16 protein-coding genes are annotated in these 17,749 nt (G+C 71.8%); 6 read left to right on the top strand and 10 right to left on the bottom strand.

Going from position 1 to position 17,749, the window contains the following annotated elements:
• Nucleotides 1-34: 34 nt before the first annotated feature.
• From ABEA34_RS00265 to ABEA34_RS00285, 5 genes are all read right to left on the bottom strand, one after another.
• Nucleotides 35-412 (bottom strand): hypothetical protein, encoded by a 378-nt coding sequence (locus ABEA34_RS00265; RefSeq protein WP_345518051.1) that lies wholly within the window; start codon nt 410-412, stop codon nt 35-37.
• A gap of 350 nt (nt 413-762) precedes the next feature.
• Complete coding sequence (locus ABEA34_RS00270; RefSeq protein ID WP_345518053.1) at nt 763-1,299, bottom strand: DUF6318 family protein; 537 nt, start codon at nt 1,297-1,299, stop codon at nt 763-765.
• A 242-nt stretch (nt 1,300-1,541) separates the two neighbouring features.
• Nucleotides 1,542-1,904, bottom strand: a complete 363-nt coding sequence (locus tag ABEA34_RS00275) for a DoxX family protein (RefSeq protein WP_345518054.1) — start codon at nt 1,902-1,904, stop codon at nt 1,542-1,544.
• 21 nt (nt 1,905-1,925) lie between these two features.
• Complete coding sequence (locus ABEA34_RS00280) at nt 1,926-2,774, bottom strand: GNAT family N-acetyltransferase (protein WP_345518056.1); 849 nt, start codon at nt 2,772-2,774, stop codon at nt 1,926-1,928.
• A 36-nt stretch (nt 2,775-2,810) separates the two neighbouring features.
• Nucleotides 2,811-3,227, bottom strand: coding sequence for a hypothetical protein (locus tag ABEA34_RS00285; protein WP_345518058.1), 417 nt, complete (start codon nt 3,225-3,227; stop codon nt 2,811-2,813).
• 94 nt (nt 3,228-3,321) lie between these two features.
• Between ABEA34_RS00285 and ABEA34_RS00290 the strand changes: the two genes are divergently transcribed.
• Entirely contained in the window at nt 3,322-4,935 is a 1,614-nt protein-coding gene (locus ABEA34_RS00290) for a Vgb family protein (protein WP_345518060.1), read from the top strand.
• Here ABEA34_RS00290 and ispG read toward each other — a convergent pair.
• Genes ispG through ABEA34_RS00305 form a run of 3 tightly spaced genes read right to left on the bottom strand, consistent with a single transcriptional unit; the run spans nt 4,932 to nt 8,550 of the window.
• Nucleotides 4,932-6,083, bottom strand: coding sequence for a flavodoxin-dependent (E)-4-hydroxy-3-methylbut-2-enyl-diphosphate synthase (gene ispG / locus ABEA34_RS00295; protein ID WP_345518062.1), 1,152 nt, complete (start codon nt 6,081-6,083; stop codon nt 4,932-4,934). The two genes, ABEA34_RS00290 and ispG, sit on opposite strands and share 4 nt — an antisense overlap.
• A gap of 20 nt (nt 6,084-6,103) precedes the next feature.
• A complete protein-coding gene (locus ABEA34_RS00300) occupies nt 6,104-7,459 on the bottom strand; it encodes a M50 family metallopeptidase (RefSeq protein WP_345518064.1) in 1,356 nt (451 codons plus the stop codon).
• Nucleotides 7,456-8,550, bottom strand: a complete 1,095-nt coding sequence (locus ABEA34_RS00305; RefSeq protein ID WP_345518066.1) for a 1-deoxy-D-xylulose-5-phosphate reductoisomerase — start codon at nt 8,548-8,550, stop codon at nt 7,456-7,458. The genes ABEA34_RS00300 and ABEA34_RS00305 overlap by 4 nt, the downstream gene beginning before the upstream one ends.
• A gap of 30 nt (nt 8,551-8,580) precedes the next feature.
• On the opposite strand from ABEA34_RS00305, the gene gabT reads away from it, so the two are divergent.
• Nucleotides 8,581-9,900 (top strand): 4-aminobutyrate--2-oxoglutarate transaminase, encoded by a 1,320-nt coding sequence (gene gabT / locus ABEA34_RS00310; RefSeq protein WP_345518068.1) that lies wholly within the window; start codon nt 8,581-8,583, stop codon nt 9,898-9,900.
• Here gabT and ABEA34_RS00315 read toward each other — a convergent pair.
• Entirely contained in the window at nt 9,884-10,456 is a 573-nt protein-coding gene (locus ABEA34_RS00315; protein ID WP_345518070.1) for a TetR/AcrR family transcriptional regulator, read from the bottom strand. The genes gabT and ABEA34_RS00315 overlap by 17 nt on opposite strands.
• Before the next feature lie 87 nt (nt 10,457-10,543).
• Between ABEA34_RS00315 and ABEA34_RS00320 the strand changes: the two genes are divergently transcribed.
• The 4 genes from ABEA34_RS00320 (at nt 10,544) to ABEA34_RS00335 (ending at nt 14,169) form a co-directional block, all read left to right on the top strand.
• A complete protein-coding gene (locus ABEA34_RS00320) occupies nt 10,544-11,449 on the top strand; it encodes an SDR family oxidoreductase (RefSeq protein WP_345518072.1) in 906 nt (301 codons plus the stop codon).
• Between the two features lie 47 nt (nt 11,450-11,496).
• Nucleotides 11,497-13,311, top strand: coding sequence for an N-acyl-D-amino-acid deacylase family protein (locus tag ABEA34_RS00325; protein WP_345518074.1), 1,815 nt, complete (start codon nt 11,497-11,499; stop codon nt 13,309-13,311).
• On the top strand, nt 13,308-13,757 hold the full coding sequence (locus ABEA34_RS00330; protein WP_345518076.1) for a nuclear transport factor 2 family protein: 450 nt from the start codon (nt 13,308-13,310) through the stop codon (nt 13,755-13,757). Before ABEA34_RS00325 ends, ABEA34_RS00330 begins: the two co-directional genes overlap by 4 nt.
• A 115-nt stretch (nt 13,758-13,872) precedes the next feature.
• On the top strand, nt 13,873-14,169 hold the full coding sequence (locus ABEA34_RS00335; RefSeq protein ID WP_345518078.1) for a DUF4193 domain-containing protein: 297 nt from the start codon (nt 13,873-13,875) through the stop codon (nt 14,167-14,169).
• Between the two features lie 21 nt (nt 14,170-14,190).
• On the opposite strand, the gene ABEA34_RS00340 is transcribed toward ABEA34_RS00335, so the two are convergent.
• A complete protein-coding gene (locus tag ABEA34_RS00340) occupies nt 14,191-17,697 on the bottom strand; it encodes an ATP-binding cassette domain-containing protein (RefSeq protein ID WP_345518079.1) in 3,507 nt (1,168 codons plus the stop codon).
• Between the last annotated feature and the right edge of the window lie 52 nt (nt 17,698-17,749).

Consider the following 17,749-nt stretch of genomic DNA (forward strand, 5'->3'; position numbering starts at 1 on the left):
TGCGGGCAGCGCTCGCCAGCGAACCAGTAACCACTCAGCCGCCGACGAGGACCGGTCGCGCCTCGACCACCCGCAGCTGCTGCGGGGTGCCCGGGATCGTGACCGTGCCCGCGACGTCGCGCCACGGACCGCCGCCGACGCGGAACTCGGCGGCGTACGTCGTGTCCACGCTCGGGCTCACCCGCCCCTTGCGGAGGTAGGTGTGGGTGACCTCCAGGTCCGGGTACGCCGCCCCCGGGCTCGTCGTCCGCTCCGACTCACCATCGCCGTACCGCCACCCGAACGACGCCGGCCAGATCCGCAGCTCCACCCGCTGCCCCAGCAGCGTCACCGCGCGGGTGAACTCACCCTGCTCGGTGTAGAAGTTCGTCTCGAAGTTCACCAACGTGCGGCCGTTCGGCGGCTGGATCACCAGCTTCGCCTCGGGGAGCGGGATGCGTCGGAAGGCTCGCGCGATCGAGCCGGGGGTCACGGTCGGCGCTGCACCGCCTTCCGGCGGCAGGTCGCAGTAGCGTCCTGGGTCGGCATCAATCTCGAGCGCGCTACGGACGCAAACTCGATCCCAGTCGGAGTCACGTGGTGGCGCCACATAGCCAATCGATGAGCTCTCGCTTGCACTGTCGCACCGCCGCTCCCACTTGATTCGAATAGTGCCGCTCACCATCTGCTCCGTGCGAACCCACTCGCAAGCCGCGCTCGCTTCGTCGGGCACCGACAGCACTCCGAGGGCGAGAAGCCCGGCGCAAAGCCATGCAATCGGCCTCATGACAGAAAGCCCACGAACGCAACGAGCCAGCGACCATCGGTCTGCCGCAACTTGAACTGGAGGATCGACCGATCGACCCCGTACACAACCGGCTCCGCGTCCGACGAGTTGTAGGTGCGCCCAGCTGCGATCGTCACGGCTGCCTTCACAGTCGTCTCGTCCGAATTGTCGGAGACCTGTTTAGCGCGATCTACTGTCCACCCCGAGGTCTCGAACCGTCCACCTGCGTCGATCACTGCATCAATCGGGTCAATGAGACCGTCGCATGACTCGCAGTCACTGGTACCCAGGGACCGCACTTCCGTCGAGTCTCCCGAGGTCATCGCGAGATTTTGCGCGTCGACCCATGCGCGCACGGTGTCCTCAGGGCTGAGAGCTGCAGCGGCCGACGTACTCGGCGAGGTCGGCGCCTCCGACGACGGCGGCGCGAACTTGGGCTCAGGGTCGTCGTCGGTGCACCCGGCCAGGCCGAGCACCGACAGGAGGGTGAAGGCGGTGAGTGCCGCCCGAGTACGGCTCACGTCGCCGATCATTCCCCGACATGCGCCGGAGCGAAACAGCGAGCCGCTCGCCTGTGGACAACCACCGCGTCCCGCTGGCAGCGGTGTGCCAGCAACCGTTTGGCGGCCACAGTCGGCACCATTCGGTTGCCTGCTCACCGCCTCCGAGCCGGCGCCGCGGCCAGCGGTGTGCCAGCAACCGTTCGACGGCCACAGTCGGCACCATTCGGTTGCCTGCTCACCGCCGCCCCGTGCCGACGCGCAGCACGGAGCCGTCAGCCGCGGGCGGCGCGCAGGGCGGCCCGGATCATCGGGAGCTGCATCGGCAGGCGTGCGAAGGACGCCACCTTGAGGCCGGTGTTCTTGGTCTTCAGCGAGTCCGTGGCCATCTTGATGTTGCCCGGATAGACCCCGAGCAGCAGGAGGACGCTGGCCCAGCCTGCGGCCCGGCGGGTGGCGGGTACGGCGAGGCCGGCAGCGCAGGCGAGCTCGGCGACGCCGCTGGCGAGGATCACCTCGCGGTGTGCGGGCACCCACGCCGGCATCAGGGGGAGGTAGACCTCCGGCTTGACCAGGTGGACGGTGCCGCTGACGGCGAAGCCGAGGGCCAGGGACTTCACGCTGCGTGGGAGGGCCATGGCCGCGAGCCTACGAGGCGGTCAGAACATCACGGTGGCGAAACGCGCCGTCTCGCGGAAGCCGACCCGCTCGTAGACGGCCCGCGCCGAGGTGTTCCAGTCGTTGACGTACAGCGAGACCACCGGCGCGATCTCGCGGCGCACCAGCTGGACCACGGCCGCCATGCCGGCGGTCGCCAGACCGAGCCCGCGCCGGTCGGCGGGCACGAAGACCCCCTGCACCTGGGCGGCGTACGGCGTCGCGCACGCGACCTCCGCCTTGAAGACGAGCCGCCCCTGGTCGTCGAAGCGCGCGAACGACCACCCGCGGTTGACCAGCTGGGCGACCCGCGCGCGGTAGAGGTCGGCACCGCCGCCGTACTCGGGCGAGACCCCGACCTCCTCGGTGTACATCGCGACGCAGGCCGGGTAGAGCTCGGCCATGTCCTCGCGCGTCGTACGCCGGACCAGCGGGTCGGGAGCGACCAGCGGGCCGGCTGCGATCTCCAGGTGCGGCTGGTCCCACCGCGCCTCGCGCGGCTGGCCCCACGAGCCGGCCACGCCGTTCCAGAAGCTCCGCACGGCCTCCTGCGGCCCGACGATCGTGGAGACCGTGCGACCGCGGGCCAGCGCCCGCTCGGCGAAGGCAGCGGCGTCGTCGACACTCGCCGAGACCGGCACCAGGTTGGCGCCCACGTGGCAGGCGGCGGCGAGCTCGCCGGACTCGAAACGGCCCCACATCTCGCCGCCGAGCCAGCGCGGCTCGAGGTTGGTGGTGGTGGCCCGGTAGTCGGCGAACACGTTGACCACCGGATCACGGCGCGCCAGCTCCAGGAAGGCGTCCAGGTCCGCGGCCCCGAGAGGGCGGACGCCGTGGCGGGTCGTGAGCACGGCAGGAGCCTAGATCACGTCCATGTGACGACGACCTCAGACGGAGTCGATGATCTCGCGGCGGCGCTTCTCGTACTCCTCCATCGTGATCAGCTCCTGGTCGACCAGCTGCCGCAGCTCGACCAACCGGGCGGCCGTGCTCGCCGGTGCCGCGGCCGGCTCGGCCGCCGGGGGCACGGGCGGCTGACGCAGGTTGGCCGCGAGGTACGTCGCCTCCAGGCCGTCGTCGGACAGCAGCGCCACCGCCGTCGCGTCGCTCTCGCTCATCCCCGCGTCACGCGCCATCCGTTGCGCGGCGCTGACCCGCCAGATGGACGCGCCGACCCCCGCCACCAGGACGAGCACGAACAGCGCGACGAACCACCCCGGGATACCGGGATCGTCCATGCTGTCCATGCCTGGCTCGAGGAAGTCGTCGTCGAACGGAATGATCAGCAACAGGAGCCGAGACATGGCGGGAGCGTACGACGCACCGGCCTGATCCCGCCGGAAATTGGGACCCCTCGGAGAGGACCGTTGCGGGTCCGGCTCACGTAGGGTCCCGACCATGCGACCGACGACCCGCATCGCGGCGACTGGCCTGTCCCTGCTCCTCGCGGTCGCCATGGCACCTGCCGCACCTGTGGTCGCCGCTACGGTGCAGCCCTTCGCGACGGAGTCGGCCACCAACGGGATCGTGCTCGGCCCGGACGGCAACCTGTGGGTCGCCGAGCAGTTCAACGACACCGTCGCGCAGCTGTCCCCGACGGGCGCGCCCCTCGCGAGCCTCCCGGTCGGCGCCAACCCCACGGCCGTGACCACCGGTCCCGGGGGCACGGTGTGGGTCGCCGTGACCGGGGCCGACAAGCTCGTCTGGATCGACGCTGCCTCCGCCTCGCCCACCGCCCACGACGTGCCCACGCCATCCGGCTGCGGACCTGCCGCCATCGCGTCCGGCGGCGACGGGCGGATGTACTTCTCGTGCAGCGGAGCCAGCAAGCTCGGCTCCGTCAAGGACGACGGCACGGACGTCGTGGCCGCGGATGTCGGCGCCGGACTGGTCTTCGACCTCGCCGTGACCAACGGGCACCTCTTCGCCCCCGACTACGACGGCGATGCGGTACGCCGCTTTGCGCTCGGCCGGACCCTGGTCCTCGACGGCACCGTCGCGATGCCGTCCGGCAGCTCCGGGCCTGACGGCATCGCCGCGGACGGCGCCGGACGGCTCTGGGTGACGGCGTACAACTCGTCGCAGATCCTCCGCTTCCCGGCCACCCAGAACCTCGGCACGGCAACAGTCGTCCCGCTGACGGGCGGCACGCTCGGCTCCCCGTTCGGCATCGTGGCGAGCGCTGACGGCTGGGTCTACGCCACCGGCAAGGAGAGCGGCAACCTGGTGCGGATCTCCTCCGACGGCAGCTCCAGCACCTTCTACGACCTGCCGGCCGGCGCCCAGGCGTTCAGCGTCGTCGACGGGCCGGCCGGCGACCTCTACGTCACCGACCAAGGACAGTCACGCATCCTCCGGTTCGTCAACAGCGCGCCCCGGGTGACCTCGCGACCGGCCAGCTCCGTCGCCTCCACGGGTGCGACGGCGTCGGCCACCGTGAGTCCCCAGGGCAACGCGACCCAGGTGGTCTTCGACTACGGGACGTCCACCGCCTACGGCCGCACCACGCCCGCACAGACCCTGGCCGCCGGAGGCGCGCCCGTCACCGTGGCGAGGAAGCTGACCGGCCTCAAGCCGGGCACTCGCTACCACGTGCGCGTGCGCGCCACCAACGGCGAAGGCTCCACGGTCGGGACCGACGTGGTGTTCACGACCAAGCCGGCCAGGCTCGCCGTCACCACCACGTTCTCCGTCACCCACGGCTCGACCACCGTCATCAAGCAGCTCAGGCTGGCCAAGCTGCGCGGGGGCGAGACGGTCGCGATCACGTGCTCCGGCAAGGGCTGCCCGTTCAAGGCGAAGACCTTCCGGCACCTCAAGAAGGGTCAGCGCTCCTTCGGGGCGGCGCTCTGGAAGGGCAGCAAGCTGCGGCCGGGCGTCCACGTCTCGGTCCGGGTGACCGCACCCAAGGCGATCGGGCGGTCGACCGTCCTCACGGTCCGCAAGGGCAAGGCACCGCGCATCGTGCAGGCGTGCCTGCAGCCCGGAGCCACCAAGCCGACGCGCTGCTAGGAGACGGTCACCGACGCCGCGGCACCGTCGACGGCCTCCATGCCCTCGGCGATCCGCATGGCCTCCTCGATCAGGGTCTCCACGATCTGCGACTCCGGCACGGTCTTGATGACCTCGCCCTTGACGAAGATCTGGCCCTTGCCGTTGCCGGACGCGACGCCGAGGTCGGCCTCACGGGCCTCCCCCGGTCCGTTGACGACGCAGCCCATGACGGCGACCCGCAGCGGGACCTCCATGCCCTCGAGGCCGGCGGTCACCTGCTCCGCCAGCGTGTAGACGTCGACCTGGGCGCGGCCGCAGGACGGGCACGAGACGATCTCGAGCTTGCGCGGTCGGAGGTTGAGGGACTGCAGGATCTGGATGCCGACCTTGACCTCCTCGACCGGAGGGGCCGACAGGGAGACCCGGATCGTGTCGCCGATGCCCTGCGAGAGCAGCGCACCGAACGCGGTCGCCGACTTGATCGTGCCCTGGAACGCCGGACCGGCCTCGGTCACGCCGAGGTGCAGCGGCCAGTCGCCGGCCTCTGCCAGCAGCTCGTAGGCCCGCACCATCACCACCGGGTCGTTGTGCTTCACGGAGATCTTGAAGTCGTGGAAGTCGTGCTCCTCGAAGAGCCCGGCCTCCCACACCGCCGACTCGACGAGCGCCTCGGGCGTCGCCTTGCCGTACTTCTCGAGGATCCGCTTGTCGAGGCTGCCGGCGTTGACGCCGATCCGGATCGACGTGCCACGGTCCTTCGCGGCGCGTGCGATCTCCTTGATCTGGTCGTCGAACTTGCGGATGTTGCCCGGGTTGACGCGTACGGCGGCGCAGCCGGCGTCGATCGCGGCGAAGACGTACTTCGGCTGGAAGTGGATGTCCGCGATCACCGGGATCTGAGAGTGCTGGGCGATCTCGGCGAGCGCGTCGGCGTCGTCCTGGCTGGGGCACGCGACCCGGACGATGTCGCACCCGGTGGCAGTGAGCTCGGCGATCTGCTGGAGGGTGCTGTTGACGTCGGAGGTGAGCGTCGTCGTCATCGACTGGACGGACACCGGGGACTCGCTGCCGACGCCCACCTTGCCGACCTTGATCTGGCGGGTCTTGCGGCGCGGGTTGAGCACGGGCGGCGGCGCCTCGGGCATCCCCAGGTTGATCTCGGTCATGTCTCGATCCTAGGCCGGGGTCACGACTGCAGCCGCACGGGGACGACGAGGTCCCCGACGATCAGCACCATGCCCATGACGAGCAGGCAGGCGGCCACGCAGTAGGCGATCGGCAGCAGCCGCGCGACGTCGACGTACCCGGGGTCCGGACGACCGCGCAGGCGGGCCCAGCCACGCCGGACCGCCTCCCACAGGGCACCGGCGATGTGGCCGCCGTCGAGCGGCAGCAGCGGGATGAAGTTGAACATGCCGATGAAGAAGTTGAAGCCGGCGACCAGCATCAGCAGGAAGACGGCCTTCTCCTTGACCGGGAAGGACTCCTCGGAGACCGTCTCGCCCGCGATCCGGCCGCCGCCGACGATGCTGACGGGTCCGTTCGGGTCGCGGGGGTGGACACCGACGATCGCCTCGGCGACACCCCACACCTTCTGCGGCAGCGTGCCGAGCGCGACGACCGTGTCCTTGGTCATCCCGCCCATCTGCTCGATCGTGTAGAGCGGTCCGCCGGTGACCAGCCCGGTGAAGGTCGGGCTGACGCCGAGGAAGCCGACCTGGGTCAGCTTGTCGTCGGTCATCGAGGTCGGCCGGGCGGTGACGGTCGTGTTGGTGGTGAGCGTCAGCTGCTCGCCGTCGCGCTCCACGACGATCGTCGCGGCACCGTCGTCGTTGCCGCGGATCTGGTCCTGCATGGCGTCCCAGCTCGTGAAGGGAGTGCCGTTGAAGGAGACGATCCGGTCACCCTTCTCGATGCCCGCGGCCTTGGCGGGGGCGACCGGGTCGGTGGCCGCGCAGGTGCGGTCGAGCTCGGCCGCCGGCAGCACGCAGTCGACGACCTCGCTGACCACGGGGCTGTAGGGCTTCGCCTCGCTGGGGTTGCCGTACGTCGCGAAGACGCCGGCGAAGATGAAGAACGCGATGAGGAGGTTCACCGTCGGCCCGCCGGCCATCACGATGACCTTCTTCCACCATGCCATCTTGTAGAAGAGGCGGTCGGAGTCCTCGGGCTTGATGGTCTCCCACTCGGCCGCGCGCGCGTCCGAGATGAGCTGCGTGAACATGCCGGTGTTGGACTTGCGGACCCGGACGACCTGGTTGCCCTGGGCGTCGACGGTGACCTCGTCGGCGAGCTCCGCCGCGCCCGGCGGGAGCATCCCGACGATCTTGACGTAGCCGCCGAGCGGCACCGCCTTGACGCCGTACTCGGTCTCCCCGACCTGCTTGCTCCAGACGGTGGGACCGAAGCCGATGAAATACTGCGTGACCTTCCCGCCGAACTTCTTCGCCGGGATCATGTGACCGAGCTCGTGGAGCCCGATCGAGGCCAGGATGGCGAGCACGAAGATCGCCACGCCCAGCAGGTAGAACAGGCCGGTCATCGGGTGTCTTCGATCCTCTCGGTGGCGGCGTCGCGCGCCCAGGAGTCGGCCGCGAGGACGTCCTCGACGGTCATCGACTGCCCCTCAGAGGGTACGTCGTCACTGCTGAGAACAGCCTGAACCGTGGGCACGATCTCGCTGAAGGCGAGACGACCGTTGCGGAAGGCCTCGACGCACACCTCGTTGGCCGCGTTGTAGATCGCCGGGGCGGTGCCGCCGCGCTCCCCTGCCGCGCGGGCGAGCGCCACCGCCGGGAAGGCATCGTCGTCGAGCGGGAAGAACTCCCAGGTCTCGGGCCGGCTCCAGTCGACGGACGGGGCCGCGTCGGGCACCCGGTCCGGCCAGGCGAGGCCGAGGGCGATCGGGATCATCATCGTGGGCGGGCTCGCCTGCACCAGGGTCGAGCCGTCGACGAACTCCACCATCGAGTGCACGACGCTGGTCGGGTGGACCACGACCTCGATCCGGTCGTACGGGATGCCGAAGAGCAGGTGGGCCTCGATCACCTCGAGGCCCTTGTTGACCAGGGTCGCGGAGTTGATGGTGATGACCGGCCCCATGTCCCAGGTCGGGTGGTTCATCGCCTGCTCGGGCGTGACCTCCGCGAGCTGCTCGCGGGTCCGCCCGCGGAAGGGCCCGCCGCTGGCGGTGAGCACGAGCCGGCGTACCTCCTCGGGAGTCCCGCCGCGCAGGCACTGGGCCAGGGCGCTGTGCTCGGAGTCGACCGGCACGATCTGGCCCGGCTTGGCGCGGTCCAGGACCAGTGGGCCGCCCATGATCAGCGACTCCTTGTTGGCGAGCGCGAGGGTGTTGCCGGCGTCGAGAGCGGCCAGGGTGGGACGCAGCCCGACCGCGCCCGTGATGCCGTTGAGCACGACGTCGCAGTCGCGTCCGGCCGCCTCGGTGGAGGCCTCCTCGCCGAGCCCGGAGTACGCCGGCCGGAACTCCGCCACCTGCGCGTCGAAGAGCTCGCGGTGGGACCCGCCCGCGGTCAGCCCGACGACCCGGAAGCGGTCCGGGTTGGCGCGGACCAGGTCCAGCGCCTGCGTGCCGATCGAGCCCGTGCTGCCGAGCACCACCACATCTCTCACCCGACCAGTGTCCAGCATTAGGCTCCCCACATGAGCATCGAGCAGGAGCGTCGCCTCGTCACCCAGATCCCCGGCCCCGCCTCGCTGGAGCGCCTCGACCGCAAGAAGGCGTACGTCGCCGACGGGGTCGGCACCACGCTGCCGGTCTTCATCACGGAGGCCGGTGGCGGGATCCTCGTCGACGTCGACGGCAACCAGCTGATCGACCTCGGCTCGGGCATCGCCGTGACCACCGTGGGCAACGCGGCACCGGCGGTGGTCCGCAACGTCCAGGCGCAGGTCGCCGCGTTCACGCACACCTGCTTCATGGTCACGCCGTACGACGGCTACGTGGACGTCTGCGAGGCGCTGGCCGAGCTCACCCCGGGCGACCACGCCAAGAAGTCGGCCCTCTTCAACTCCGGCGCCGAGGCCGTCGAGAACGCCGTCAAGATCGCGCGCGTCGCGACCGGACGCGATGCGGTCGCGGTCTTCGACCACGCCTACCACGGCCGCACCAACCTGACGATGGCGATGACCGCGAAGAACATGCCGTACAAGAACGGCTTCGGGCCCTTCGCCGGCGAGGTCTACCGCGCGCCGATGTCCTACCCGCTGCGCGACGGTCTCACGGGCGAACAGGCGGCCGCCCGCGCGATCGACGTGATCGACAAGCAGGTCGGCGCCGCCAACCTCGCCTGCATCGTGATCGAGCCGATCCAGGGCGAGGGCGGCTTCATCGTCCCGGCGACCGGCTTCCTGCCCGCGCTCGCGGCCTGGGCGGCCGACAACGGCGTCGTCTTCATCGCCGACGAGATCCAGACCGGCTTCTGCCGCACCGGCGACTGGTTCGCCTCCGACGACGAGGGCGTCGTGCCCGACCTGGTCACCACCGCCAAGGGCATCGCCGGCGGCCTGCCCCTCGCGGCGGTCACCGGCCGGGCCGACCTGATGGACAGCGTGCACGTCGGCGGTCTCGGGGGCACGTACGGCGGCAACCCGGTCGCCTGCGCTGCCGCCCTCGGCGCGCTGGAGGAGATGCGCGGCGGCGCGCTCGACGCCCGCGCCCGTGAGATCGGCGCGATCATGGCCGCCCGGCTCGGCGAGCTGGCGGCCGTGCACGACGTCATCGCCGACATCCGCGGCCGCGGCGCGATGATGGCGATCGAGCTCTGCACGCCCGGGACCACCGAGCCGGACCCGGTGCGGACGGCCGCGGTCGCGGCCTACTGCCACCAGAACGGCGTCGTCGTGCTGACCTGCGGCACCTGGGGCAACGTCTTCCGGTTCCTCCCGCCGCTGTCGATCGGCGACGCGCTCCTCGGCGAGGCCTTCGACGTGGTCGCGGAGGCGTTCACGGCGACGATGTGACCGTGGCGTTCCTGAGCTCGGCGAAGGAGTCGCGGAGGATCTCGGCGAGGTCCTCGGTCGCGCCGCCGCGAGCCCAGGTCTCGAAGGAGACCCGGAAGACCGCGATGCCGGTCTGGGCGACCAGGCCGGCGAGCCGCGGCTCGACCCCCCGCTCACCCAGCGCCGACGTGAGCGCGGCCGCCCACGCGGTCATCTTCCCGAGCTCGCGCTCCCGCAGCTCGGGGTGGGCGTCGATCACGGCCTGACGCCGGGGCGCGATCTCACGACGCCCCTCCAGCAGGGTGGCGGTCGCCTCGAGCGCCGCCGCCACGACGTCGTACGGCGTCGCCTCGGCGGGGGCGTCGGCGACCGACGCGGTCAGCAGGTCCTCGAGGACCGTCCCGCGGCTGAAGAGCACCTCACGCTTGTCGGAGAAGTGCCGGAAGAACGTCCGCTCGCTCAGGCCGGCCCGCTCGGCGATGGCCGCGACGGTCGTTTGGTCGTAGCCGTGCTCGGCGTACAGCTCGAGCGCTGCCATCTCCAGGCGTCCACGCGCGTCCGGCTCCCAGCGACCCATGGGGTGATCCTACGTGATGACAGTCTCTGACATGACCGTGCTACGGTGATGTCAGTTCCTGACATCAACTCTTCCTGGAGGTATCCCATGCGTGTCTTCGTCACCGGCGCGTCCGGCTTCATCGGCTCCGCCGTCGTCCCCGAGCTCCTGTCCGCCGGCCACACCGTCGTCGGTCTGGCCCGCTCCGACGAGGCCGCCGCGACCGTCGCCGGCCTCGGCGCCGAGGTCGTGCGCGGCTCCGTCGACGACCTCGACGTGCTGCGCGCCGCCACGGCCGACGCCGACGCCGTCGTCCACCTCGCCTTCCGCCACGACATCGCGTTCACCGGCGACTTCGAGGGCGCCACCGCGTCCGACCGGGCCGCCATCGAGGCGTTCGGCAACGTGCTCGCCGGCACCGACAAGGCGCTCACGATCGCGTCGGGCACCGCCCTGCTCTCCCCCGGGCGGCTGGCCACCGAGGAGACCCCGGCCGGGGAGTCCGAGCACGCCGGCGGCCGGGCCGCCAACGCGACCCTGACCCTCGCGCTGGCCGAGCGGGGCGTGCGCTCCTCGGTCGTCCGCCTCACCCCGACCGTCCACGACGCCGGGGACAACGGCTTCATCCCCACCACGGTCGCGATCGCGCGCGACAAGGGCGTCTCGGCGTACGTCGGCGACGGCTCGCAGCGCTGGCCGGCCGTCCACCGGCTCGACGCCGCCCGGCTCTTCCGGCTGGCGATCGAGGAGGTGCCGGCCGGGACCTCCCTGCACGCCGTCGCCGAGGAGGGCGTGCCGCTGCGCGAGGTCGCCGAGCTGATCGGTGAGCGGCTCGGCGTACCGGTGGAGTCGGTCGCACCGGAGGCGGCCATGGAGCACTTCGGCTTCCTGGGCGGCTTCCTGTCGGCCGACCTGCCCGCCTCCAGCGCGATCACCCGCGAGCGGTTCGGGTGGGAGCCGACGGAGATCGGTCTGCTCGAGGACATGGCGAAGCACTACTTCGACTCGAAGTGACACCGATCACGGCATTCCGTTGACACGCGTCAACTAGAACCGGTTCCATGCCCTGTATGACGTACGACGCGATCATCAAGAACGGCCTTTGGTTCGACGGCACCGGTGCGGCCGGCGCCGTCCGCAACCTCGGCGTACGGGACGGCCGCGTCGAGGTCGTCACCTCCGACGAGCTCGACGAGACCGGGTGCGCCGAGGTCGTGGACGCGCAGGGCAAGTGGGTCGTCCCGGGCTTCGTCGACATCCACACGCACTACGACATCGAGGTGCTCGACGGCCCGGGCCTGCCCGAGTCGGTGCGGCACGGCGTGACCACGCTGCTGCTCGGGTCGTGCTCGCTGTCGACCATCCACGTCGGCGGCGTCGACGCCGGCGACCTCTTCGGCCGGGTCGAGGCGATCCCGCGCAAGCACGTGATCCGCGCCGTCGACCAGCACAAGACCTGGAGGAGCGCGGACGAGTACGTCGACGCCCTCGAGTCCCTGCCCCTCGGACCCAACCTGGCGGCGTTCATCGGTCACTCCGACATGCGCGCGGCGACGATGGGACTGGACCGCGCCACCCGCAAGGCGGTCCGACCGACGCGTCGCGAGCAGGCGCGCATGGAGTCCATGCTCGACGAGGCGCTGGACGCGGGCTTCGTCGGCATGTCCGCCCAGCAGCTGCTCTTCGACAAGGTCGACGGCGAGCTGTGCCGCTCGCGCACCCTGCCCTCGACGTACGCCAAGGGCAAGGAGATGCGCGGGCTCCGCGGCATCCTCCGTCGCCGGCGCCGCGCGCTGCAGGCGGGACCCGACGCGAGCCACCCGCACACGATCGTCACCCAGGCCCTCGGCTCGATCGGCCTCTTCGGCCGCAACCCGCTGCGCACCAGCCTGCTCTCGGCCGCCGACATCAAGGCGATCCCGTTCGTGATCCACCTGATGCGGCCGCTCGCCTGGGTCGCCAACTGGGCCGGCGCCGACTTCCGGTGGCAGCACCTGCCGGTGCCCTTCGAGGTGTACGCCGACGGCATCGACCTGGTCATCTTCGAGGAGTTCGGATCCGGCGCGATGGCGCTGCACATCCAGGAGAAGATCGCCCGCGACGAGCTGATGGCGGACCCGGCGTACCGCGAGAAGTTCCGCAAGGACTACGAGAGCAAGTTCGGCCCGCGGGTCTGGCACCGCGACTTCTTCGACGCCGAGATCGTGGCCTGCCCCGACGAGTCCGTCGTCGGCAAGTCGTTCGGCCAGGTCGGCGTCGAGCGCGGCGGCAAGCACCCGGTCGACGCGTTCCTCGACCTGGTGCTCGAGCACGGGACCGACATCCGCTGGCGGACGACGATCAGCAACCACCGGCCCGCCGTGCTCAAGAAGCTGGCGGCCGACCCCGGCATCCAGGTCGGCTTCTCCGACGCCGGTGCGCACCTGCGCAACATGGCCTTCTACAACTTCGGGCTGCGGCTGCTCAAGCACGTCCGCGACGCCGAGCGCGCCGGCAAGCCGTTCATGACGACCGAGCAGGCGGTGCACCGGCTGACCGGCGAGCTCGGCGAGTGGTACCGGATCGACGCCGGCACCCTGCGCCAGGGCGACCGCGCCGACCTCGTCGTCATCGACCCGGACCGTCTCGACGACACCCTGGAGGCGTACGCCGAGAGCCCCGTCGAGCAGTACGGCGGCCTCTCCCGGATGGTCAACCGCAACGACGCCGCCGTCCCGGCCGTGTTCGTCAGCGGCCGCCGCGTCGTCACCGACGGGGAGCCGAACGCGCTGCTCGGCACCGAGCGGACCGGACAGTTCCTGCGTGCCGAGCGGCCCGGCGCCCCCGTCGCCCCGGTGGTCGAGGTCGTCGCGGCGCGCAGCGAAGCGATCGCGTGACCCGCACCCCCAAAGAGGCCGTGCTCGGCCTCTGGCGGACGCTGTCCGCGCGCGACTACGACGGCATCGCCGAGTGGGTCACCGACGACTGCATCTACCTCGACATGCCGGTCGGCCCGACGCTCGCGGCCCGCGGGCCTGCCGACATCGCCAAGCGGCTGCAGGTCGGCTGGGGCGGGCTCGCGGCGTACGAGAACCACGACGGCCTGCTCGTCGCCGACGGCGACGACGTGATGTACGAGCACTCCGAGACGTGGACCTTCGCCTCGGGCGAGGTCTTCACGCTCGCCTTCGCGACCGTGCACCGGGTGCGCGACGGCAAGGTCTGCCTCTGGAAGGACTACTGGGACTACGGCGCGATCATGAACAGCGCACCCGCCGCCTGGGTCGAGGGGCTCGCCACCGCCGACACCTCGTGGGTGTACGACGCGAGCGGCGACGTCTGACGCAGGACCACCCTCGGGTGAGGAGAACCACCGCGACAGGTGAGATCGGGCGACCGATGCGAGCGGTTGGGCCCGTCGGCGCTAGCATTCGCGCTCCGCCCCGAGAGGACCTCATATGGCTACTGACTACGACGCATCACGCAAGAGCGAAGACGAGCAGAAGGAAGAGAGCCTGGAGGCCCGCCGACTCACCTCGGGCGAGCAGGACAAGACCTCGGGCAAGGTCGACGAGGACGAGGCCGAGCTGGCCGACACCTATGAGCTGCCCGGCGCGGACCTCTCCCACGAGACCCTCTCGATCGAGGTGACCCCGATGCAGGCCGGCGAGTTCACCTGCACCGTGTGCTTCCTGGTCCAGCACGAGACCCGCAGGTCCGCCCCGGGCGTCGACGTCTGCAACGACTGCGCCTGATCGATCGGCGACGGGCACCGGTCAGCCGGCGAGGTGCCCCCAGGCCGCACTGAGCTCCGTCCACGGGCCGACGGCGGCGATCCGTCCCTCGACGAGGACGACCACGCGGTCCGCCTGGGCGAGGGCGGCGCGCTTGCTGGTCGCACCGATGACGGTCGCACCCCGGTCGCGGAGCGCGGACCAGAGCTCGATCTCGGTGGCGGCGTCCAGAGCGGATGAGACGTCGTCGGCCAGCAGGAGCTCGGCGTCGCAGGCGAGGCCGCGGGCCAGGGCCAGGCGCTGGACCTGACCGCCCGAGAGCCGGACGCCGCGGTGGCCGACCAGCGAGTCGGGGCCTCCGGCGCTCTCGACGTCGGGCAGCAGGCGCGCGCTCTCGATCGCCGGCAGGACCACTCGGTCGAGGTGGTCGAGCCGGACGTTGTCGGTGAACGTGCCCGACAGCACCCGCGGCACCTGGGCGACGTGCGCGACCCGGCCCGGTCGCAGGAACGTCTCCGGATCGGTCGCCGCCTCGCCGTTCCACCGGATCTCCCCGGTCGAGGACACCAGCCCGGCGAGGGCCGAGAGCAGGCTGGACTTGCCGGACCCGACCTGGCCGAGCAGCAGCACCAGCTCCTGCGCGCCCACCGTGAGGTCCACGTCGCTGACGCCGATCGTCCCGTCGTCGTGGACGGCGGAGACGCCGCGCAGCTCGAGGGTGCGCAGCGGGTCCCGCGGACCAGGGGCCGGTGCCGGCGCGACCCCGCGCACCAGGTCGACTCCCTCGGGGAGGTGCATCAGGTCACCACCGCCGGCCAGCCGGCTGGTGGTCTGCATCCAGGCCCGCGTGCCCGGGGCCTCGGTGATGACGGCGCCCGCCACCCGTCCGAACCAGTCGAAGCCGTTGACGGCACCGGCCACCAGCAGCGCCGTCGCGAGTCCCCAGCCGCCGGCGGCGAGGATGCCCCACGCCGCCACCACTCCGCACTGCACCATCACGATGGGTACGCCGTCGAGCAGCGCCTGCACCCGGTGCTCCCGGACGGCCGCGTCGACGCGGCCGCCGTCGACCTCACGGAGGTGGCCGTGCACGCTCGGGGTGGACGCCGCGAGCTTCACGGTGCGGATCGAGTCGAGGGCGGAGACCAGCGAGCGGCCGAACCGGGCCCGGGCCGCGGCCGATGCCGCCGCGGAGCGACCGGCGACCCGTCGTCCCAGCGTCGACGCGAGCGACGAGGCGACCATGACGGCGAGCAGGACCCCGCCGGCCAGCAGGCTCTGCGCCAGGATCGCGGTCAGCGCGGCGATCACGAGGCCGTTGCAGAAGTCGACCCACCGGTCGGCGTACCGGGCGAGCCGGTCGGCGTCCATGGTGCGGGCGACCACCTCGCCGGGCGGGGTGCGCCGGAGCCGGTGCTGCTCGGTCTGGCCGGCGAGCACGGAGGTGCGGACCCGCAGCATCACGGCGATCCACCAGCGGGGATAGAGCCGGATCGCCTCGGCCAGCAGCAGCGGCGAGGCGAGCAGGGACAGGACGACCGCAGCGGTCAGCATGGTGGGGGTGTCCCCGCGCTGCAGGGCGACGATCAGGTGGCCCCAGATCCAGCCAGTCACGGCGCCGAAGGCACCGCACAACGCAGACGCCAGGAAGATCGCGATGCTCAGCACGCCCCACTGGGGCTCGACCACGAGCGCCGACCACGTGGCGCGGGCCAGCCCGGGGACCGGCTCGAGGACCGGCGCCGCGGGCGGCGTACCGACCCGGCGGGCGGTGCCGACCTGGGTCGACCCGCCCTCGACGACGGCGCCGCGGTCCTCCTCCGCCGAGGCGGTCAGCAGCGACCGGAACGGCCCCTGCTCGACCGCCAGCCGGGCGCGCGGACCCCGCTGGACGACCCGCCCGTTGTCGAGCACCGCGACCTGCTCGGCGCGTTCGGTGGTCGAGAGCCGGTGCGCGACGAGGAGGCCGGTGCGACCCGAGAGCAGGCGCTCGGCGGCGCGTACGACGTTGGCCTCGGTGACCGGGTCCATGCGAGCGGTCGCCTCGTCGAGCACGACGACGCTGACGTCGCGCACCAGCAGCCGGGCGAACGCCACCAGCTGCTCCTCGCCCGCTGACAGCGTGGTGCCGCCCGGACCGAGCAGCGTGTCGAGGCCGGCGGAGAGACCTGCGACCCAGCCGTCGAGGCCGAGCTCGGCGACCGCCTCCTCGATCCGGGCGCGCGGGACGTCCTCGAAGAGCGCGATGTTCTCGGCGAGCGTCCCGGCCAGGACCTCCGTGCGCTGGGTGACCACGCCGACGGTCGAGCGCAGCGACTGGAGCCCGAGGTCGAGCACGTCGACGCCGCCCAGGAAGACGGAGCCGGGTTCGGGCTCGACGGCCCTCGAGAGCAGCGAGGCCAGCGTCGACTTGCCGGACCCGGTGCGACCGACCAGCGCGAGCGTCGAGCCGGCGGGGACGTGCAGGTCGACGTGCTGGAGCGCGAACCGGCCCTCGGCGTACGCGAAGTGCAGGTCGGAGAACCGTACGTCGAGCGGGCCGTCCGGGACCGGGGCACCGTCGCTGGGCTCGCGCTCGGAGCCGAGCACGCCGCGGAGCCGGATCACCGCGCCGAAGCCCTCCTGCAGGTCGGGGAGGTGCCGCGCGAGCTGGTCGACCTGGCCGACGAACATCGTGGTGACCAGGAAGAGCGTGACCAGGGACGCGGTGCCGAGGTGGTCGTTGACCACCAGGGTGACCCCGACCAGGGCGGTGCCGGCGAGCACCGCGTGCAGCATCGACCCGGCCCGGCGCGTGACCCGGGCCTCCACCTGGAGGACCGCGTCGAACAGCGCGTGCACCCGGGCCGCGAGCTCGGTGCACCGACGCAGCACGTGCGCCTGCCCGAGGCTGGCACGCAGGTCGTCGCGCCCGGCGACGCCCTCCTCCAGGGCGGCCGCGTGGTCGGTCCACGCCGCCTCCTCGACGACCTTGCGCGTGGAGATCTCCGGCAGCAGCGGGCGGACGACCGTCAGGGCCGCCAGCCCGGTCACCGGGAAGAGGAAGAACGCCGGCCACCAGGTCACGCCGGCGACGATCCACAGCGGCCCGGAGGCGAACACGGTGCGGATCGCCATCCAGCCGCTCTGCCGCAGCAGCGTGCCGACCTCGTGGGTGTCGTCGTCGATCCGGTCGAGCACCTCCCCCACGGCCTGCTCGGTCAGCGCCGAGAGCGGCTGGTGCATGGCGGCGTCGAGCAGGTCTGCGCGCAGTCGGCCCTCCGCCCGGTCGACCGTGCCGGCCCACAGGGTGCGCGCGACGGTGTCGAGCAGCGCGGCGCCGATCACGCAGATCGCGAGCACGCCGACCAGACGGTCGGTCGCGTTGTCGGCGAGCCGGCCGGCGACGAGCGACCCGAGCGAGGTGCCGATCGCGGCGACCGCGCAGGCGACCAGCGCGCAGACGGCCACCGGCGTACGCAGCCGACGCCAGTCGACGGTGCGGGACGGTGCCGGTGGGTCGAGGCGTGCGGACGTGACCGTCCGGTCGGGGCCGAGAGTGGTGGACATCGGGGTCGACGGTACGGCGCGGTACGGACAGTCGTCGCCTGCTTTTACCGAC

Origin of the sequence: Nocardioides conyzicola (genome assembly GCF_039543825.1) — a bacterium.
In the GTDB taxonomy this organism is placed as follows: Bacteria; Actinomycetota; Actinomycetes; order Propionibacteriales; family Nocardioidaceae; genus Nocardioides; species Nocardioides conyzicola.

Coding starts and splice junctions, on each gene's coding strand:
- ABEA34_RS00270 (WP_345518053.1), bottom strand. CDS start 1,299: ATGATCGGCGACGTGAGCCGTACTCGGGCGGCACTCACCGCCTTCACC.
- ABEA34_RS00275 (WP_345518054.1), bottom strand. CDS start 1,904: ATGGCCCTCCCACGCAGCGTGAAGTCCCTGGCCCTCGGCTTCGCCGTC.
- ABEA34_RS00285 (WP_345518058.1), bottom strand. CDS start 3,227: ATGTCTCGGCTCCTGTTGCTGATCATTCCGTTCGACGACGACTTCCTC.
- ABEA34_RS00290 (WP_345518060.1), top strand. CDS start 3,322: ATGCGACCGACGACCCGCATCGCGGCGACTGGCCTGTCCCTGCTCCTC.
- ispG (WP_345518062.1), bottom strand. CDS start 6,083: ATGACCGAGATCAACCTGGGGATGCCCGAGGCGCCGCCGCCCGTGCTC.
- ABEA34_RS00300 (WP_345518064.1), bottom strand. CDS start 7,459: ATGACCGGCCTGTTCTACCTGCTGGGCGTGGCGATCTTCGTGCTCGCC.
- gabT (WP_345518068.1), top strand. CDS start 8,581: ATGAGCATCGAGCAGGAGCGTCGCCTCGTCACCCAGATCCCCGGCCCC.
- ABEA34_RS00315 (WP_345518070.1), bottom strand. CDS start 10,456: ATGGGTCGCTGGGAGCCGGACGCGCGTGGACGCCTGGAGATGGCAGCG.
- ABEA34_RS00320 (WP_345518072.1), top strand. CDS start 10,544: ATGCGTGTCTTCGTCACCGGCGCGTCCGGCTTCATCGGCTCCGCCGTC.
- ABEA34_RS00325 (WP_345518074.1), top strand. CDS start 11,497: ATGCCCTGTATGACGTACGACGCGATCATCAAGAACGGCCTTTGGTTC.
- ABEA34_RS00335 (WP_345518078.1), top strand. CDS start 13,873: ATGGCTACTGACTACGACGCATCACGCAAGAGCGAAGACGAGCAGAAG.
- ABEA34_RS00340 (WP_345518079.1), bottom strand. CDS start 17,697: ATGTCCACCACTCTCGGCCCCGACCGGACGGTCACGTCCGCACGCCTC.